Raw genomic sequence first — 16,432 nt, forward strand, 5'->3', positions numbered from 1 at the left:
TTACGATGCGCCGGTGCGCGCGGGCGCACTGGGGTGCGGGCCCGACCAGGCCCGGCGAGGGGAGATCAAGGTGAACGTGCGTCCGATAGCGGGGGCGGTACTCGGGCTGCTGATGCTGACCGCCACCGCGTGCGGTGGGAGCGGCTCGGGGGCCGGGGACGGCAAGGGGGAGAAGGGCAAGGACTCCACCGCGGCACAGAGCAAGCAGTCCGAGGCCGTCGTCACCGTCGCTCCCGCGAACGGGGCCAAGGCCGTCGACACCAGCGGTGCCCTGAAGGTCGGCGCCGCGAAGGGCAGGCTCACCGAGGTCGTCGTCAAGGACGGCAAGGGCACGAAGGTCGACGGGAAGATATCCGGGGACGGCGCCGCCTGGACGCCGTCCACCCACCTGGCCGCCGCCACCACGTACAGCGTGCACGCGGTGGCCAAGGACTCCGAGGGCCGCACCGCCGCCGAGGACTCCCGCTTCACCACCCTGACGCCGAAGAACACCTTCGTCGGCGCCTTCACGCCGGAGGACGGCTCGAAGGTCGGCGTCGGCATGCCGTTCTCGATCCGCTTCACCCGGGGCATCACCAACCCGGAGGACGTCGAGAAGGCCATCACCGTCAAGACCGAGCCGGCCGTCGAGGTCGAGGGCCACTGGTTCGGCAACGACCGCCTCGACTTCCGCCCCGAGAAGTACTGGAAGGCCGGCACGAAGGTCACCGTCGACCTGAACCTCGACGGCGTCGAGGGCCGCGAGGACGTCTACGGCGAGCAGGCCAAGACCGTCTCCTTCACCGTGGGCCGCAGCCAGGTCTCCGTCGTGGACGCCAAGAAGCACACGATGAAGGTCGTGCGGGACGGCAAGACCGTCAAGACGATCCCCGTCACCACCGGAGCGCCCGGCTACGAGACCTGGAACGGCCAGATGGTCATCACCGAGCGGCTCGCGGTGACCCGGATGAACGGCGAGACCGTCGGCTACGGCGGCGAGTACGACATCAAGGACGTCCCGCACGCCATGCGCCTGTCCACCTCCGGCACCTTCATCCACGGCAACTACTGGGGCGGCGACGTCTTCGGCAACAGCAACGCCAGCCACGGCTGCATCGGCCTGCGCGACGTGCGCGGCGGCTGGGACGAGAAGGCGCCGGCCCGCTGGTTCTTCGAGAACTCGATCGTCGGCGACGTGGTCGTGGTCAAGAACTCCGAGGACGCCACCATCGCCCCCGACAACGGCCTCAACGGCTGGAACATGTCCTGGGAGAAGTGGAAGGCGTAAGGGGCGACTGCCACCGCCCGTGAACGCCCGCTAACCTGCGGAGCATGACCGTACATCTCGAAGTCGCGGACGGCGTCGGAACGCTGCGCCTGGACCGCCCGCCCATGAACGCACTGGACGTCGCCACCCAGGACCGGCTGAAGGAGCTGGCCGAGGAGGTCACCCGGCGCGAGGACGTACGCGCCGTGGTGATCCACGGCGGCGAGAAGGTGTTCGCGGCGGGTGCGGACATCAAGGAGATGCAGGTGATGGACCACGCGGCGATGATCGCGCGGTCCCGCGCCCTCCAGGACTCCTTCACGGCGGTGGCCCGCATCCCCAAGCCGGTGGTCGCCGCCGTGACCGGCTACGCGCTGGGCGGCGGCTGTGAACTCGCCCTCTGCGCCGACTTCCGCATCGCGGGGGAGAACGCCAAGCTGGGCCAGCCCGAGATCCTGCTCGGCCTGATCCCGGGCGCGGGCGGCACCCAGCGGCTGTCCCGGCTGATCGGCCCCTCCAAGGCCAAGGACCTCATCTTCACCGGCCGCCAGGTGAAGGCCGACGAGGCGCTGGCGCTCGGCCTGGTGGACCGGGTGGTCCCGGCCGCCGAGGTCTACGAGCAGGCGCACGCCTGGGCCGCGCGGCTCGCCAAGGGCCCCGCCATCGCGCTGCGCGCGGCGAAGGAGGCGATCGACACGGGTCTGGAGACGGACATCGAGACCGGCCTCGCCGTCGAGCGCAACTGGTTCGCGGGCCTGTTCGCCACGGAGGACCGCGAGCGCGGGATGCGCAGCTTCGTGGAGGAGGGGCCCGGCAAGGCCAAGTTCCTCTGACGGTGTCTCGGACGAGGTCGCCTCGTCCGAAGTCGCCTCGTAACCCTTGCAATTGACGCGGTGTCTGATCCGGCTCCCTCGATGGGGCGGTTTATGGCAGCCTTAACGCACCATTAAGCGCGCCTTGTCGAGGGAGTCCGTCGCTTGTCTCCGGCCGAGCCGTTCACGCAGGTCAGTGGGGCCGTTTCCAGCCCCGAACTGCCTGCGGCATATGCCGACCGACCGTCGCCCGGCCCGGCTCCCGCAGGGGCGTATTCCCCGGGAACGGCCCCGGAGCCCGCCGTGGGCGGCCATGATGGGGGCATGGCGGGGCTGGATGGTACGGAACTGCCGCGGGGAGCCGGACGTGCGACCGCGGCGCGCTGGTCGCCGGCGGTCGAGGACGAACGCGCGCTCAAGGTGCTGGAACTGTTCGGCAACCCGACGGAGCGCGAGGTTCCGTTGCCCTCCCGCCCCGAGTCCGCCGCCACCGCCCGCCGGCTGGCCCAGGTCGTCGCCCTGCGCCAGTGGCAGCTCGGCCCCAAGGTCACGGAGGACGCCGTCCTGCTCGTCTCCGAGCTGGTCGGCAACGCCGTACGCCACACCGGCGCCCGGATCTTCGGCCTGCACATGCGCCGCCGCCCCGGCTGGATCCGCGTCGAGGTCCGTGATCCCTCCCGGGGACTGCCCTGTCTGATGCCGGTGCAGGAGACGGACATCAGCGGGCGCGGCCTCTTCCTCGTCGACAAGCTCTCCGACCGCTGGGGCGTGGACCTGCTGCCGCGCGGGAAGACCACCTGGTTCGAGATGCGGGTCGTGGACCGCTGAGAGTCCATCTGCCGCCGAAGGCAAGCCGGTTCGCCGGACACGCCACCTACGGGTGAGAATCCGGAACGCACCCCTCCGGGGCCGGGATCGTATCCGCATGATCACCACTCGCCTGCGCCGACGGACCGCCGCCGCCGTCCTGTCGCTCTCCGCGGTCCTCGCCACCACCGCCGCCACCGCCCCCACGGCCGCCCCGGCCCCGTCGGCCGCCCCCGCCAAGGCCGCCCCGGCCTGCCCCCAGTTCGACGACAGGACCAAGGCCGCCGCCGACCGCGGCGTCGACGTCGACCGCATCACCCCCGAGCCGGTCTGGCGCACCACCTGCGGCACCCTCTACCGCAGCGACAGCCGCGGCCCGCAGGTCGTCTTCGAAGAGGGCTTCCACGCCAAGGACGTCGTGAACGGTCAGTACGACGTCGAGAAGTACGTCCTGGTCAACCAGCCCTCGCCGTACGTCTCGACCAGCTACGACCACGACCTCTACAAGACCTGGTACAAGTCCGGCTACAACTACTACATCGACGCCCCCGGCGGCATCGACGTCAACAAGACCATCGGCGACACCCACAAGTGGGCCGACCAGGTCGAGGTCGCCTTCCCCGGCGGCGTCCAGCGGAAGTACATCATCGGTGTCTGCCCGGTCGACCGGCAGACCAAGACCGAGATCATGAGCGACTGCGAGAGCAACCCGCACTACCAGCCCTGGCACTGACACCGACCGCCCTGGCTCAGGGACGCAGGAACAGCGCCTCCGAGCCCACCGGCCGGTAACCCGCCGCCTGGAACGCCCGCAGACTGCGGGCGTTCCCCGCCGAAACCTGCGCCCAGACCACCTCACCCCCGGCCAGCTGCCGTGCCGCCGTCACCAGCCGCCGCCCGAGCCCCACGTGCCGCGCGCCCTCCGCCACCTCCACGGCCACCTCCAGCCGCCCGGCCACCCCGTGGCCCAGCACCAGCACCCCGCCGTCCGCCGCCCACACCCGCACGTCGTCGCGCCGCCGCCGGGCCGCGACCACGCGGGGATGCCCGGGATCGGCGACCTCCTTCAGCGCCACTTCCGGGTGCCCGGGCAGCGGCGCACCGGTCAGCAGCACGTCGATCGTGTCCGTCGTCCGTCCCGTGCGCTCCGCGAAGGCCGCCAGGAACCGGGCGTTCATCGTCGCGGCCAGGGCGTCGCAGCCCAGCGACGCCAGCGTCTTGCGCACCCACCCCTCGTCCTCGTCGGTGAAGACCACCGAGTGCGCCGTGAAGGCGACGACCCCCGCGTCCCGGCCGCCGAGCTGCGGCACGACGCTCGTGCCGCCGTCCGCCGCGGGGAACACGCCCCGCGCCGCCGCGTCCAGAATCTCCCGCAGGCTCTCCGCCACACCGCGCTCCTTGAGTCTCCACCTACTGGAAGGCACACACTCCCAGACATGACCGACGACGGCACCGACCTCATGACCATCGGCGAACTGGCCCGCACCACCGGACTCACGGTGCGCACCATCCGCTACTGGTCCGACGAGGGCGCCCTGCCCCCGGTCACCCGTTCCGCGGGCGGCTACCGGCTCTACGACGCCGAGTCCGTCGCCCGCCTCGAGCTGATCCGCACCCTGCGCGAACTGGGCCTCGGCCTGGACGCCGTACGCCGCGTCCTGGCCGGCGAGACCACGGTCGCGGAGGTCGCGGAGGCACACGTGAGCGCGCTCGACGCGCAGATCAGCTCGCTGAGGGTGACCCGCGCGGTGCTGTCCACCGTGGCGCGACGCGGCTCGACCGCCGAGGAGATGACGCTGATGAACAAGCTGGCCCGACTGTCCACCGCCGAACGGCGCCGCATCATCGAGGACTTCATGGCGGAGGTCTTCGCGGGCATCGACACCGCGGACCCCGACATCCGCACCCGCCTGCGCTTCGCCGCGGCCGACCTGCCCGACGACCCCACGCCGGAGCAGGTGGACGCCTGGGTGGAACTGGCCGAACTGATCCAGGACCCGGAGTTCCGGGCGACGATGCGCCGGATGATCGAGTTCAACGCGGCGGACCGGGGTTCGGACGTCCCCGCGGGCTCCTCGCTCTGGTTCATGAGCCGCCTGGTGCGGCTCGCGGGCGACGCGCTGCGCGAGGGCGTCGCACCGGACTCGCCGCGGGCCGCCGACATCGTGCGCGCGCTGATCGGCGACGCCGACCCGGCCGTCGTACTCGAACGCCTCACCGCGGTGACCAACGTCCGGCTCGCCCGCTACCGGGAACTGTCGGCGATCGTGAACGGCCTGGAGCCGCCGTCCGCCCACGAGGAGCAGTTCAGGTGGGTGGTCGCCGCACTGGGTGCCCGGGTGGCCGGTTAATCTGACCTGCGTCAGATGGACCCAATGCACGGAACGAGGGGCGGACCGGTGGCCGACATCGAGGAAGCACGCAAGCAGTTCGAGCGGATCGACACGGACGGTGACGGCCTCATCACCGCGGCCGAGTTCAAGACCGCGCTCGCCCAGGGCGGCGACTGGAACGTCACCGAGTCGGTGGCCGAGGCGATCATCGCCGGCCGCGACCTCGACGGCGACAAGCAGCTGTCGTTCGACGAGTTCTGGGCCCACCTGAACAAGTGACGACACGGTGAGGGGCGCCCGGCGGTCACCCGGCGGGCGCCCCTTCGACGTCCGGGCACGTTGCTGCGGGGGAGTGAAAGCCGGACGGCGGCGGAATAGGCCGCCCGGCTCGGAGGTTGCTGGTGCTCACCGGCAATACACGACCTCCGAAGGGCCAGGCGAGTCAGCATCATGAAGATCGGCATCATCGGCGCGGGCAACATCGGCGGCAACCTCACCCGCCGGCTCACCGCCCTCGGACACGACGTCTCCGTCGCCAACTCGCGCGGGCCGCACACGCTCACCGCGCTGGCCGAGGAGACCGGCGCCACCCCGGTACCGGTGGAGGAGGCCGCGCGCGGCGCCGAGATCGTCGTCGTCACGGTCCCGCTGAAGCGGGTCCCGGACCTGCCGTCCGGCGTCCTGGACGGGGCGGCCGACGGCGTCGCGGTCATCGACACCGGCAACTACTACCCGCAGCAGCGGGACGGCAGGATCGCGGGCATCGAGGACGAGGGCCTCACCGAGAGCCGCTGGACCGAACGCCACCTCGGCCACCCGGTGGTCAAGGCCTTCAACGGCACCTACGCCCAGGACATCCTCGACCGCCCCCGTCCGGCCGGCGCCCCCGACCGCATGGCGCTGCCGGTGGCCGGCGACGACGAGGCGGCCAAGGCGAAGGTACGCGCCCTCATCGACGGGCTGGGCTTCGACACCGTCGACGCCGGCGGCATCGACGACTCCTGGCGCCAGCAGCCGGACACCCCGGTCTACGGCCTGCGTGAGGGCGTCGACGGCGTCACGCAGGCACTGGCACAGGCGTCCCCGGAGCGGCCCGCGGCCTTCCGGGGCTGACCCCGCCCTCAGGCGCTCTGGGCCCACTCCTTCAGCGCGGCCTTGCTCGCGAAGTCGGCCACGTTGGTGTCGACCGGGTCGTCGGTGTACTGGTGGAAGCGCCACTTGGCCTGGATGCGCGGCTTGCCCGCCGAGACGTAGTCGGCGATCCAGAGGCCGTCACCGGCGTACGAGGTGGTGTCGACGTTCAGCCAGAAGTGCCGGTTGCAGTAGAGGACGATCCTGTTGTCCGGCCGCAGCGCCTTCAGCTTCCGGATGAAGCTGTCCTTCTCCGCGTTGCTCGGATGGGTGCCCTCGCCGTTCGTCTCCCAGTCGACGGCGAGGATGTCGCCCTTGCGGTCCGGGGCCTTGGAGACGAAGTACTCGGCCTGGGCGGTGAGGTTGCCCGGCCAGAGGAAGTGGTAGAAGCCGACGACGAGTCCGGCGTCACGGGCCCGCTTCGTCTGGGCCGAGAGCTTGGGGTTGACGTACGAACGGCCCTCCGTCGCCTTCACGAAGACGAAGGAGAGGCCGTCCGTGCCGTAGCTGGAGGACTGGTAGGCGCTGACATCGATGCCACGCAGCATGGAGCCTCCCTGAGGAGCAGTGGGGGGACGGGAGTTGGTTATTCCCCACGATGGCACGGGCGATCCCCGCCGGAGACCGAAACGTCGACTTGGCTTCGCCCGGGCGCCATTGACGCGCGTAGCGCGGTACCGCACGCTGGGCTCCGGTGCACGGACGACTCGACGGTCGGGAGGCCGGGATGTTCAGACGCGTGTCACGTCTCCTTCTCTCATTTGTCATGCTCATGGCTGGAGCGGCGGTCGGGGTGGGCGCCACCGCCGGCGCCGCCCACGCCGACTCCTGCTACACCTGGAACCGCACCCTCTCCCAGGGCTCCTCCGGCAGCGACGTGACGCAGCTCCAGATCCGCGTCGCCGGCTGGGTCACCTCCGGCGAACGGCTCTCCTACGACGGCCAGTACGGCGCCCGGACCGCCGCCGCCGTCAAGAAGTTCCAGGCCGCCTACGGCCTCGGCGCGGACGGCGTCGCGGGCCCCGCGACCTTCAGCAAGATCTACGCACTCCAGGACGCGGACTGCACGCCCGTCCACTTCACCTACGCGGAGCTCAACAAGTGCAACTCGGACTGGTCCGGCGGCGCGGTCTCCGCCGCCACCGCCAAGTCGAACGCGCTGAAGACCATGTGGAAGCTGGAGGCGATGCGGCACGCCCTCGGCGACGTGCCGCTCACCATCTCCAGCGGCTTCCGCTCCCGGGCCTGCAACAGTGCGGTGGGCGGCTCGTCCACCAGCCGCCACCTCTACGGCGACGCCGCGGACCTCACCGGCTCGCCCAGCTTCTGCCGGCTCGCCCAGCAGGCCAGGACCCACGGCTTCTCGGAGATCCTCGGCCCGGGCTACCCCGACCACAACGACCACACCCACGTGGCCCTCGACCCGTCGCCCTACTGGTCGGCCCCGAACTGCGGCTTCTGAGCCACCGGTGACCGTACGCCGGGCAGGACGCGCTCGGCGTACGGCGATGGTGAACGCCGATCGAGGGGGCTCAGGAGGCGACCGCGGCCGCCCGTGGGCTCTCCTCGGCGGAGTCGGGCCCGCCCTCGTCCAGGGAGACGTCCTTGGTCTCCTTGCCGAGCAGCAGGGCGGTCAGGGTCAGCACGGCCATCGCGGAGAGGTAGACGCCGACCAGCCACGGCGATCCGTCCCCGGCCTCCCACAGCGCCACCGCTATGAACGGGGCGACGGCCGCGCCGAGGATCGAGCTGACGTTGTACGCGATGCCGGACCCGGTGTAGCGCACACTCGTCGGGAACAGCTCCGGCAGCAGCGCGCCCATCGGGCCGAATGTCATGCCCATCAGCGTGAAGCCGAGCACCAGCCACAGCACCACGCCGAGCGTGCCCAGGCCGATCAACGGCACCCAGACCAGGCCGAAGACCACGATGGCGGCGGTGACCCAGACCAGGGTGGTGCGGCGCCCGTACTTGTCGGCGAGCGGGCCGGAGACCAGGGTGAAGACGGCGAAGAACAGCACGCCGAAGATCATCATCAGGACGAACGTGGTGTAGCTGTAGCCGAGCCCCGGCACGTCGGCGTCCTTCGCGGCGCGGCCGTAGCTCAGCGAGAACGTGGTCATCAGGTAGAAGAGCACGTACGTGGCCAGCATGATGAAGGTGCCGAGGACCAGCTGCCTCCAGTGGCCCTGGACGACCGTGGCCAGCGGCAGCTTTCGCACCTTCCCGGCCTCGCGGGTCCTGGCGAACACCGTCGACTCCACGAGCCGCGAGCGCACCCACAGGCCGATCGCGACCATCACGGCGGAGAACAGGAACGGGATGCGCCAGCCCCAGCTCGCGAAGGCCGCGGACGGCTGCGTGGGGTCGGCGCCGGCGGTGGAGGGCAGCAGCGCCCCGATGAGCAGGAACAGGCCGTTGCCGATGATGAAGCCGAGCGGGGCGCCCAGTTGCGGGAAGGTCCCGTACAGGGCGCGTTTGCCCCGGGGCGCGTTCTCCGTCGCGACCAGCGCGGCCCCGCTCCACTCGCCGCCGAGCGCGAAGCCCTGCGCGAGCCGCATCAGCACGAGCAGCGCGGTGGCGACCCAGCCGGCCTGCGCGTAGGTCGGCAGCGCGCCGATGAGGAAGGTGGCGATGCCCATGGTGAGGAGCGAGACGACCAGCGTCTTCTTGCGGCCGAGCCGGTCACCGAGGTGCCCGAAGAAGACGGCGCCGATCGGCCGGGCGACCATCGCGGCGCCGAAGACCGCGAACGACGACAGCAGTGCCGTGGTGGGGTCGCTGCTCGGGAAGAAGAGCTTCGGGAAGACGAGGACGGCGGCGGTCGCGTAGATGTAGAAGTCGTAGAACTCGATCGTCGTGCCCATGAGGCTGGCGATGAGGACTCGCGACCGGGGGTTGACGGGTGTCTGAGGTGCTGGGCCGGAGGCCGGTGCGGGCATGGCTCGGTCTTTCACGCGCGAAACATGGGCCCTGCAACGATCTCAGCCGTCTTGTTTTTCGGAAAGCGGATGTCACGATGTGAGACGCCCAGACGTCCCCGCCTCCCCGGCGAACCTCACGCCGCCGGTGCCGCCCGGGCCGTGCAGTCGCGGCTGACCCAGACCTTCACGGGAAGGGTGTTCGGTCGGGCTCGGCGTCGGTTGCATCGCATTCACGCATGGCGGAAGAAATCCCTTGGGTTTCTTTCGGGCCCGGCTCGGAAGAGCGGTGCGTAGAAAAACGTCTCGCGCAAGGAGAAGGCGCCCGCAGAATGCACACGGAAGAAATCGGCGCATCGCACGGAAGTATTCGTCCCGTCGCGCAGAAGCCCTTCGCAGGTGCCGTGTACCGCGACCTCGCGGCCCTGACTCGCGATTTTGGACAGGCGGTGCGTTCCGTCGGTGATGACGCGCTCCCCGCGACAGAAGCGCTCCAGCTTCGCGCGACCGCTGAGCCCCGCAGGTGGTGTGCAAGACGTTTCCGGGCGGCGCGGAAGACCTTTCGATGAGAGACGGAGAAGTGAGCCGAGGGTGGCTGTTTCCTGCTCGCTGGAACCGCCTTTGTGCCTGACTAAAGTAAGGGTCGATGCCTTCCTATGGACTGATGCGATCGTGCCTGGCCGGAGCCTACGTTCGGAGTGAGACGGAGAAGCTGGAACGGCTGGGAGTAGGCATCCATGATCACCCTTCAGGGTCTGACGAAGAGATACGGCAGCCAGACCGCCGTGGACAACCTGTCCCTCACCATCGGGGCGGGCAAGGTCACCGGATTCCTCGGACCCAACGGCGCGGGCAAGTCCACCACGATGCGGATGATCATGGGGCTTGACCACCCCACGGCCGGCCAGGCGCTCATCGGCGGTCGTTCCTACGCCGAACTCGCCTACCCCCTGCGGGAGATCGGCGCGCTGCTGGACGCCAAGGCCGTGCACCCCGGCCGCAGCGCGCGCGCCCACCTTCGTTCGCTGGCCCGCAGCAACGGCATCTCCGTCCGCAGGGTCGACGAGGTCCTGGAGACCGTGGGTCTGACCAAGGTGGCCGACCGGCGGGCCGGCTCGTTCTCGCTCGGCATGGGCCAGCGCCTGGGCATCGCGGGCGCGCTGTTGGGCAATCCGGGCGTCGTCATGTTCGACGAACCGGTCAACGGGCTCGACCCCGACGGCGTGCGCTGGATCCGCGGCCTGATCCGCGGGCTCGCCGCAGAGGGCCGCACCATCTTCGTCTCCAGTCACCTGATGAGCGAGATGCAGCTCACCGCCGACCATCTGGTGATCATCGGCAAGGGGCAGCTGATCACCGAGACGTCCGTCCAGCAGCTCATCGAGAGCAGCTCGCTCAACGCGGTGCGCGTACGCGGCCCCGAACAGGCCGGGCTCCAGAAGCTCATGGACCAGCTGCACGAGTGGGCGGTGCCCGCCCGCTGGGAGAGCCACAACGAGCTGTACATCACGGGGCTCACCGTCGACCGGGTGTCGGACCTCGCCTTCGAGATGGGCGTCCGGCTGCACGAGGTCCGCAGCATCGAGGCCTCTCTCGAGCAGGCCTACATGGAACTCACCGCGGACAGCGTCGAGTTCGGCGCCGCCTCCGGGCACCAGCGGCAGCCGGGTGCGGGGGCGTGATGTCGGACATGACGAGCCCCGCCGTGCAGCTCGCGAAGGCCGGACCCGAGTACGGCGTCGGGGTCTACCGGGAGATCACGCAATGGGCGGCCACGACGCCGGGATGGATGCAGACCGCGGGCGACGTCGGAACGGAACTCGGCATCCTCGTCTTCGTCGCCCTCTTCGTCGTCCAGTGGTGGCGAGCGCGCGGCCGTGACGACAGGTCGATGGCGCTGGCGCTGCTCGCTCCGGTGGCCGTCGCGGCGGTGTACGTGCTGAGCGAGATCACCAAGGTGTGGCTGCACGAGGAACGTCCCTGCCGCGCCATCCCGGACGTCCGGACCATCGCCGAATGCCCGGCGTCGGGAGACTGGGCTTTCCCGAGCAACCACTCCGTGATCGCCGCCGCGTCCGCGGCCACGTTCCTCATCACCTGGCGTCTCGTGGCCGCCTTCGCCCTCCCGCTCGCCGTGCTCGTCGCGCTGTCGCGTGTCTACGTCGGCGTGCACTACCTGCACGACGTCGCCGCCGGCGCCCTGCTCGGCGTGCTCCTGGCCCCGCTGCTCCTGCTGATCATGAGGGTGCCGGGCACCGCGGCCGTCACACGGCTGAGGCAGCACCGGCCGCTCACCGCGGCGCTCGGCACCGCGCCCCCGTCAGAACCCCGCTTCGTGGCGGAAGAAGCCCACGCGTCCGCGTCGAACCGTTGACAAGCACAAGGATTTGGTCATGACGACTTCAATGCCCTCGCCGACTGCCGGTCAGCCGGTGCGTGCTTCCGGCGGCGGACTGCCCGGCGACGTGGTAGCGGAATGGATCAAGCTCTGGTCCGTCAAGTCCACCTGGTGGTGCCTGCTCGGCGGCGCGGGACTGATGCTGGTCACCACCCCGATCATCGGCGCCACCATGGCGAACAACAAGGAGAAGGGCACCACGGCCCCGGTCGGCGACGTCGCCGTGTCGACCGTGTACGTCGCCCAGTTCGCCCTGATCGCCCTGGCGATGCTGATGATCACGGCCGAGTACGCCTCCGGCAGCATGCACACGACGCTGCAGTCCGTGCCGAGGCGTGGCCGGCTTCTGGCGGCCAAGACCGCGGTGGCCGGCACGGTGAGCCTGCTCGCCGGCATCGTGTTCGGCCTGATCGGCGTCGGGGTCTCCGCGATGTCCCTGGGCGACAAGGCGGAAGCGGCCGGCGGCGACGCGCTGGGCAGCGCCCTGCGGATCGGGGTCTACCTCGCGCTGGTCTCGGTGCTCACGATCGCCGTCGCCGTGGCCGTGCGCAGCGCCGCCGGCACGCTCACCATCGTCTTCGTCGGGCTCACCGTCCTGCCGGTGGTCCTCCAGGCTTCCGACATCGATCCGCTGGTGAAGCTCGCCGAGCGGATGCCGAACTCGGCGGGCACCGTCTTCATGAACGCGGACACCACGCCGTACGGAGCCGGAACCGGGTTCCTGCTGCTCGTGCTGTGGGCCTTCGGCGCGCTGGCCCTCGGCTTCCTGGCCTTCCGCAAGCGCGACGCATGACCTCGCGGCATCCCCGCCTGTGTTTCCCCCGGCCGGCCCGGACGTGTGTCATGCCTCCCGGTCGGTCACGAGCCCGGCCTCGTACGCGATGATCGCGGCCTGCACCCGGTTGCGCACGCCCAGCGCGGTGAAGATGGCGCTGACATAGCTCTTGACCGTGCCCTCGACCACATGGAGCCGCTTGCCGATGTCCGCGTTGGACAGACCCCTGCCCACCAGCGCGAGAACCTCCTGTTCCCGCTCGGTGAGCGCGGTCACCCGCTTCTGCGCCGCGACGCCGCGCGACTCGGCCTGCCGGCCCGAACCGCGGTTCAGCTCGGCGATGACCCCCTCGGCGACCTTGGCCGACAGGTAGGAGGCGCCGGCCGCCGCGGCGTGCACGCCGGTCAGCAGTTCCCGCGGGTCGCCGGACTTGAGCATGAAGCCGCTGGCGCCGTCGCCCAGCGCACGAGCCACGTAGGCGTCCTCGGAGAAGGTGGTCAGCACGAGCACCGAGGTCTGGGGCACCTGCCGCTTGATCTCGGCCGTGGCGGCGAGTCCGTCCATGACGGGCATACGGATGTCCATGAGCACCACGTCGGGCCGGTGCTCCAGCGTCAAGGCGATCGCCTCTCGCCCGTTGGCCGCCTCCGCGACCACGTTGATCTCGGGATCGCTGGCCAGGATGGCCTTCACCCCGGCACGAATCATCGCTTCGTCGTCGGCCAGGACAAGGTTGATGGGAGTGATGGTCGTCTCCTCGTGCTCTTGCCAGTCTTCACGGCACTGTGCGGGTGGTGAGGCGGTCAGCCGTGGTCCACGGGAGCCCGGGACTCGGCGGTGATGACGTCCTTGGTCAGCAGACGGCCCTGGGCGAAACAGAGCCGGTACACGTCGACCTGGACGAACAGCGCATCGCTGGAACGGTAGTAGCTGCAGGACGCGCCCGACGGGACCGGCAACTCCTCGGAGGGCGGGTCGTTCATGTCGTTGTCCGGAAGGACGCGGTCGACCTCGGCCGTGCGCTGGCCGACCCGGAGCCCGTCGAAATCCCCGGGGGACAATGTGGTGGACGCCGACAGATACGCGTAATAGCCGATCATCCCGACGACGAGCAGGACGAACAGGCCGAAGGGCAGCGCCACCGCGGTGATGAAGCGCCGACGCACGTGCGTGGTCGCGTCGGCGAGGCCTCCCTCCGTCGCCCCGCCGTCCGGTGCCGGCCACGCGGGATCCTCGTCGGCCCTGATCGCCTCGGGCACCCGGGGCAGCCGGGCCGTCACCTGGAAACCGCCGTCCGGCAGCGCGGCGGCGTGCAGCCGTCCGCCCGCGAGACGGGCCCGCTCCTGGAGCCCGATCAGCCCGCGCCGCCCGCTCGGCCGGTCGGCCGCCGGCTCCTCCCGCGGCGGAGCGTTGCGGACCGACACCACGACCTCGCTCGGCCGGTACTCCAGACGCACGGTCACGGCCGCACCGGGGGCATGCTTGATCGCGTTGGTCAGCGACTCCTGCACCACGCGGTACAACGCCTTGTCGGTCATCGCGGGCAGGATCTCCGGCTCGCCCACGTGCTCCAGACTCACCTGCACGCCGGACACCCGCGTACGGTCGATCAGCGTGCCGATGCCCGACTGCGAGGGATCCAGCGGTGTCTCCGTGTCGTCCTCGCGCAGGACGCCGATGATCTCCCGCAGGTGTCCCATCGCCCTTCCGGTGTTCTCCCGCAGCTCACCGGCCGCCTTCCGGAAGCTCTCGTCCACGCCGGGAGCCACCTGGAGCGCCCCGGCGCGCAGCGCGATCAGGCTCAGCTCGTGGCCCAGGGAGTCGTGCATGTCCTCGGCGATCCGGGTCCGCTCCCGCAACCTGGCCTGGTCGATCAGGATGCGCTGCTGCAGTTGCGTCTGGCGGGCGTGCTCCCAGCCCGCGAGCTGCAATTCGTGCCGCTGCTGCCAGTAGCGGCCCGTCAGCCACGGCAGCAGACAGGCGAAGATCAGGACGGTCAGCAGCAGGAACCACATCGGCAGGGACAGGTGGACCGCGACGGCGAGCGCGGAGCCGACGACCATCGTGCCGCCGATGGCCAGCAGCACCGGTGGGGCAGCCACCGGGAGCCGTCCCACCGCGAAGCTCATGATGAAGACGGCAGGCAGGTACGGGGAGAGCACCGTGGACCCGAGGTCGTTGTCCAGCGTGCCGACGGTCCACCACAGGGCCAGGCACAGCACGAACGAGACCAGGGGCCGCGACCGGAGCACAACGACGGCGGCACCCGTGACGACGGCGCCGATCAGGATCTGCCACCACGGGCTCAGGCCCTCCGGGAAACCCGAGACCAGCAGCGTCGCCGGTACGTTGAGGGCGGCCCAGACGAGCAGTGAGGTGACCAGCGGGCGTCTCGCGTGCCGCCGCGGCTCGGCGGCGGGAACACCGGGCCGGTCCGGAGAGGGAGCGCTGGCTGAGCCTTTCACGACGGCAAGGCTAGTTATTTCCGGAAGCCGTTGGTACTGACGAAGGTCAGGAGGCGCCGACGCTGCGGCCTATTTCTCTAGCACTCGATGATGTTCACCGCGAGCCCGCCCCGCGCCGTCTCCTTGTACTTGACCGACATGTCGGCGCCGGTGTCCTTCATGGTCTTGATGACCTTGTCGAGGGACACCTTGTGGGAGCCGTCGCCGCGCATCGCCATCCGGGCCGCCGTGACCGCCTTCACCGCGGCCATGCCGTTGCGCTCGATGCAGGGGATCTGGACCAGGCCGCCGACCGGGTCGCAGGTGAGGCCGAGGTTGTGCTCCATGCCGATCTCGGCGGCGTTCTCCACCTGCTCCGGGGAGCCGCCGAGGACCTCGGCGAGGGCGCCGGCCGCCATCGAGCAGGCGGAGCCGACCTCGCCCTGGCAGCCGACCTCGGCGCCGGAGATGGAGGCGTTCTCCTTGAAGAGCATGCCGATGGCGCCCGCGGCGAGCAGGAAGCGGACCACGCCCTCCTCGTCCGCGCCGGGCACGAAGTTCATGTAGTAGTGCAGGACCGCCGGGATGATGCCGGCCGCGCCGTTGGTCGGGGCGGTGACGACCCGGCCGCCGGCCGCGTTCTCCTCGTTCACGGCCATCGCGTAGAGGGTGATCCACTCCATCGCCAGGGCCTGCGGGTCGCCCTCGGAGCGCAGCTTGCGCGCGGTGTTCGCGGCGCGGCGGCGGACCTTCAGGCCGCCCGGCAGGATGCCCTCGCGGGTCATGCCGCGCTCCACGCACGCCTGCATCACCCGCCAGATCTCCAGGAGGCCCTCGCGGATCTCGTCCTCGTCGCGCCAGGCCCGCTCGTTCTCCAGCATCAGGGCGGAGATGGACAGGCCCGTCTCCCGGGCCAGCCGCAGCAGCTCGTCGCCGGTGCGGAAGGGGTACTTGAGCACCGTGTCGTCGAGCACGATGCGGTCCGCGCCCACCGCGTCCTCGTCGACGACGAAACCGCCGCCGACCGAGTAGTAGGTCTTGGTCAGCACCTCGGCACCCTGCGCGTCGTACGCCCACAGGGTCATGCCGTTGGCGTGGTAGGGGAGTGCCTTGCGGCGGTGCAGGACCAGGTCGTCGTCGTAGGAGAAGGCGATCTCGTGGTCGCCGAGGAGACTGAGGCGGCCGGACGTTTTGATCGTCTCGACGCGGTCGTCGGCCGTCTCCACGTCGACCGTGCGCGGTGAGTCGCCCTCCAGGCCGAGCAGCACCGCCTTGGGGGTGCCGTGGCCGTGGCCGGTGGCGCCGAGCGAGCCGTACAGCTCGGCGCGGACCGAGGCGACGGAGTCCAGCAGCTCCTCGTTGCGCAGGCGGCGGGCGAACATGCGGGCCGCGCGCATCGGGCCGACCGTGTGCGAGCTCGACGGGCCGATGCCGATCGAGAACAGGTCGAAGACCGAGATGGCCACGGGGACTCCTCAGAACGGGGGTGGTGCGGAGGGGTGCCGAGGGGTGGTGCGCCCGGCCGCTTGTGGCGGATGCGGCGCCCCACCCCTCGGGCGCGGTGT

General features: G+C 70.5%; 17 protein-coding genes. 11 read left to right on the forward strand and 6 right to left on the reverse strand.

All coding sequences use genetic code 11. The annotated features are described in order from the left end of the window. Positions 1-70 precede the first annotated feature (70 nt). The 4 genes from BZZ08_RS18205 to BZZ08_RS18220 all read left to right on the forward strand — a co-directional run bounded on the left by BZZ08_RS18205 (position 71) and on the right by BZZ08_RS18220 (position 3,598). Entirely contained in the window at positions 71-1,267 is a 1,197-nt protein-coding gene (locus tag BZZ08_RS18205) for a L,D-transpeptidase family protein (protein WP_104633306.1), read from the forward strand. A gap of 44 nt (positions 1,268-1,311) precedes the next feature. Then, positions 1,312-2,079 (forward strand): enoyl-CoA hydratase/isomerase family protein, encoded by a 768-nt coding sequence (locus BZZ08_RS18210; protein WP_104633307.1) that lies wholly within the window; start codon positions 1,312-1,314, stop codon positions 2,077-2,079. 303 nt (positions 2,080-2,382) lie between these two features. Further along, positions 2,383-2,886, forward strand: coding sequence for an ATP-binding protein (locus BZZ08_RS18215; protein WP_198601556.1), 504 nt, complete (start codon positions 2,383-2,385; stop codon positions 2,884-2,886). Between the two features lie 97 nt (positions 2,887-2,983). Further along, a complete protein-coding gene (locus tag BZZ08_RS18220) occupies positions 2,984-3,598 on the forward strand; it encodes an ADP-ribosyltransferase (protein ID WP_104633309.1) in 615 nt (204 codons plus the stop codon). Positions 3,599-3,614: 16 nt separating this feature from the next. Here the strand turns inward: BZZ08_RS18220 and BZZ08_RS18225 are convergent, their stop codons facing one another. Then, on the reverse strand, positions 3,615-4,253 hold the full coding sequence (locus BZZ08_RS18225; RefSeq protein WP_104633310.1) for a GNAT family N-acetyltransferase: 639 nt from the start codon (positions 4,251-4,253) through the stop codon (positions 3,615-3,617). Between the two features lie 48 nt (positions 4,254-4,301). On the opposite strand from BZZ08_RS18225, the gene BZZ08_RS18230 reads away from it, so the two are divergent. The 3 genes from BZZ08_RS18230 to BZZ08_RS18240 all read left to right on the forward strand — a co-directional run bounded on the left by BZZ08_RS18230 (position 4,302) and on the right by BZZ08_RS18240 (position 6,311). Continuing rightward, positions 4,302-5,216 carry a helix-turn-helix domain-containing protein gene (locus tag BZZ08_RS18230; RefSeq protein ID WP_104633311.1) on the forward strand — a complete coding sequence of 305 codons (915 nt, stop codon included), beginning with the start codon at positions 4,302-4,304 and terminating at the stop codon, positions 5,214-5,216. A gap of 48 nt (positions 5,217-5,264) precedes the next feature. Then, complete coding sequence (locus BZZ08_RS18235) at positions 5,265-5,477, forward strand: EF-hand domain-containing protein (protein WP_003973534.1); 213 nt, start codon at positions 5,265-5,267, stop codon at positions 5,475-5,477. Positions 5,478-5,612: 135 nt separating this feature from the next. Further along, a complete protein-coding gene (locus BZZ08_RS18240; protein WP_274543275.1) occupies positions 5,613-6,311 on the forward strand; it encodes an NADPH-dependent F420 reductase in 699 nt (232 codons plus the stop codon). A gap of 8 nt (positions 6,312-6,319) precedes the next feature. Here BZZ08_RS18240 and BZZ08_RS18245 read toward each other — a convergent pair whose 3' ends face one another. Continuing rightward, a complete protein-coding gene (locus tag BZZ08_RS18245) occupies positions 6,320-6,877 on the reverse strand; it encodes a glycoside hydrolase family 25 protein (protein WP_104633313.1) in 558 nt (185 codons plus the stop codon). A gap of 179 nt (positions 6,878-7,056) precedes the next feature. Between BZZ08_RS18245 and BZZ08_RS18250 the strand changes: the two genes are divergently transcribed. After that, the gene (locus tag BZZ08_RS18250; protein ID WP_104633314.1) at positions 7,057-7,791 is read left to right on the forward strand and encodes a D-Ala-D-Ala carboxypeptidase family metallohydrolase; all 735 of its coding nucleotides are present in this window, start codon (positions 7,057-7,059) and stop codon (positions 7,789-7,791) included. A gap of 70 nt (positions 7,792-7,861) precedes the next feature. On the opposite strand, the gene BZZ08_RS18255 is transcribed toward BZZ08_RS18250, so the two are convergent. Then, a complete protein-coding gene (locus BZZ08_RS18255; RefSeq protein ID WP_104633315.1) occupies positions 7,862-9,271 on the reverse strand; it encodes an MFS transporter in 1,410 nt (469 codons plus the stop codon). 716 nt (positions 9,272-9,987) lie between these two features. On the opposite strand from BZZ08_RS18255, the gene BZZ08_RS18260 reads away from it, so the two are divergent. From BZZ08_RS18260 to BZZ08_RS18270, 3 genes are read left to right on the forward strand one after another with little or no spacing between them, the layout of a single operon-like run. Next, entirely contained in the window at positions 9,988-10,932 is a 945-nt protein-coding gene (locus tag BZZ08_RS18260; RefSeq protein ID WP_104633316.1) for an ABC transporter ATP-binding protein, read from the forward strand. Between the two features lie 8 nt (positions 10,933-10,940). Next, positions 10,941-11,624, forward strand: coding sequence for a phosphatase PAP2 family protein (locus BZZ08_RS18265; RefSeq protein ID WP_157953350.1), 684 nt, complete (start codon positions 10,941-10,943; stop codon positions 11,622-11,624). Positions 11,625-11,643: 19 nt separating this feature from the next. Beyond that, positions 11,644-12,441 (forward strand): ABC transporter permease, encoded by a 798-nt coding sequence (locus BZZ08_RS18270; protein WP_107491003.1) that lies wholly within the window; start codon positions 11,644-11,646, stop codon positions 12,439-12,441. Between the two features lie 48 nt (positions 12,442-12,489). On the opposite strand, the gene BZZ08_RS18275 is transcribed toward BZZ08_RS18270, so the two are convergent. From BZZ08_RS18275 to BZZ08_RS18285, 3 genes are all read right to left on the reverse strand, one after another. After that, positions 12,490-13,131, reverse strand: a complete 642-nt coding sequence (locus tag BZZ08_RS18275; protein WP_104633319.1) for a response regulator — start codon at positions 13,129-13,131, stop codon at positions 12,490-12,492. Positions 13,132-13,226: 95 nt separating this feature from the next. Beyond that, complete coding sequence (locus BZZ08_RS18280) at positions 13,227-14,888, reverse strand: sensor histidine kinase (RefSeq protein WP_104633320.1); 1,662 nt, start codon at positions 14,886-14,888, stop codon at positions 13,227-13,229. Positions 14,889-14,965: 77 nt separating this feature from the next. Continuing rightward, positions 14,966-16,333 carry an L-serine ammonia-lyase gene (locus BZZ08_RS18285; RefSeq protein ID WP_104633321.1) on the reverse strand — a complete coding sequence of 456 codons (1,368 nt, stop codon included), beginning with the start codon at positions 16,331-16,333 and terminating at the stop codon, positions 14,966-14,968. Positions 16,334-16,432: the final 99 nt, after the last annotated feature.

It is taken from the genome of Streptomyces sp. MH60, from assembly GCF_002939385.1.
In the GTDB taxonomy this organism is placed as follows: domain Bacteria; phylum Actinomycetota; class Actinomycetes; order Streptomycetales; family Streptomycetaceae; genus Streptomyces.

What these genes read in the sequence shown, in the direction of transcription:
- BZZ08_RS18265 (WP_157953350.1), top strand. Translation starts at nt 10,941, where the DNA reads ATGACGAGCCCCGCCGTGCAGCTCGCGAAGGCCGGACCCGAGTACGGC.
- BZZ08_RS18220 (WP_104633309.1), top strand. Translation starts at nt 2,984, where the DNA reads ATGATCACCACTCGCCTGCGCCGACGGACCGCCGCCGCCGTCCTGTCG.
- BZZ08_RS18245 (WP_104633313.1), bottom strand. Translation starts at nt 6,877, where the DNA reads ATGCTGCGTGGCATCGATGTCAGCGCCTACCAGTCCTCCAGCTACGGC.
- BZZ08_RS18230 (WP_104633311.1), top strand. Translation starts at nt 4,302, where the DNA reads ATGACCGACGACGGCACCGACCTCATGACCATCGGCGAACTGGCCCGC.
- BZZ08_RS18270 (WP_107491003.1), top strand. Translation starts at nt 11,644, where the DNA reads ATGACGACTTCAATGCCCTCGCCGACTGCCGGTCAGCCGGTGCGTGCT.
- BZZ08_RS18260 (WP_104633316.1), top strand. Translation starts at nt 9,988, where the DNA reads ATGATCACCCTTCAGGGTCTGACGAAGAGATACGGCAGCCAGACCGCC.
- BZZ08_RS18215 (WP_198601556.1), top strand. Translation starts at nt 2,383, where the DNA reads ATGGCGGGGCTGGATGGTACGGAACTGCCGCGGGGAGCCGGACGTGCG.
- BZZ08_RS18275 (WP_104633319.1), bottom strand. Translation starts at nt 13,131, where the DNA reads ATGATTCGTGCCGGGGTGAAGGCCATCCTGGCCAGCGATCCCGAGATC.
- BZZ08_RS18255 (WP_104633315.1), bottom strand. Translation starts at nt 9,271, where the DNA reads ATGCCCGCACCGGCCTCCGGCCCAGCACCTCAGACACCCGTCAACCCC.
- BZZ08_RS18250 (WP_104633314.1), top strand. Translation starts at nt 7,057, where the DNA reads ATGTTCAGACGCGTGTCACGTCTCCTTCTCTCATTTGTCATGCTCATG.
- BZZ08_RS18210 (WP_104633307.1), top strand. Translation starts at nt 1,312, where the DNA reads ATGACCGTACATCTCGAAGTCGCGGACGGCGTCGGAACGCTGCGCCTG.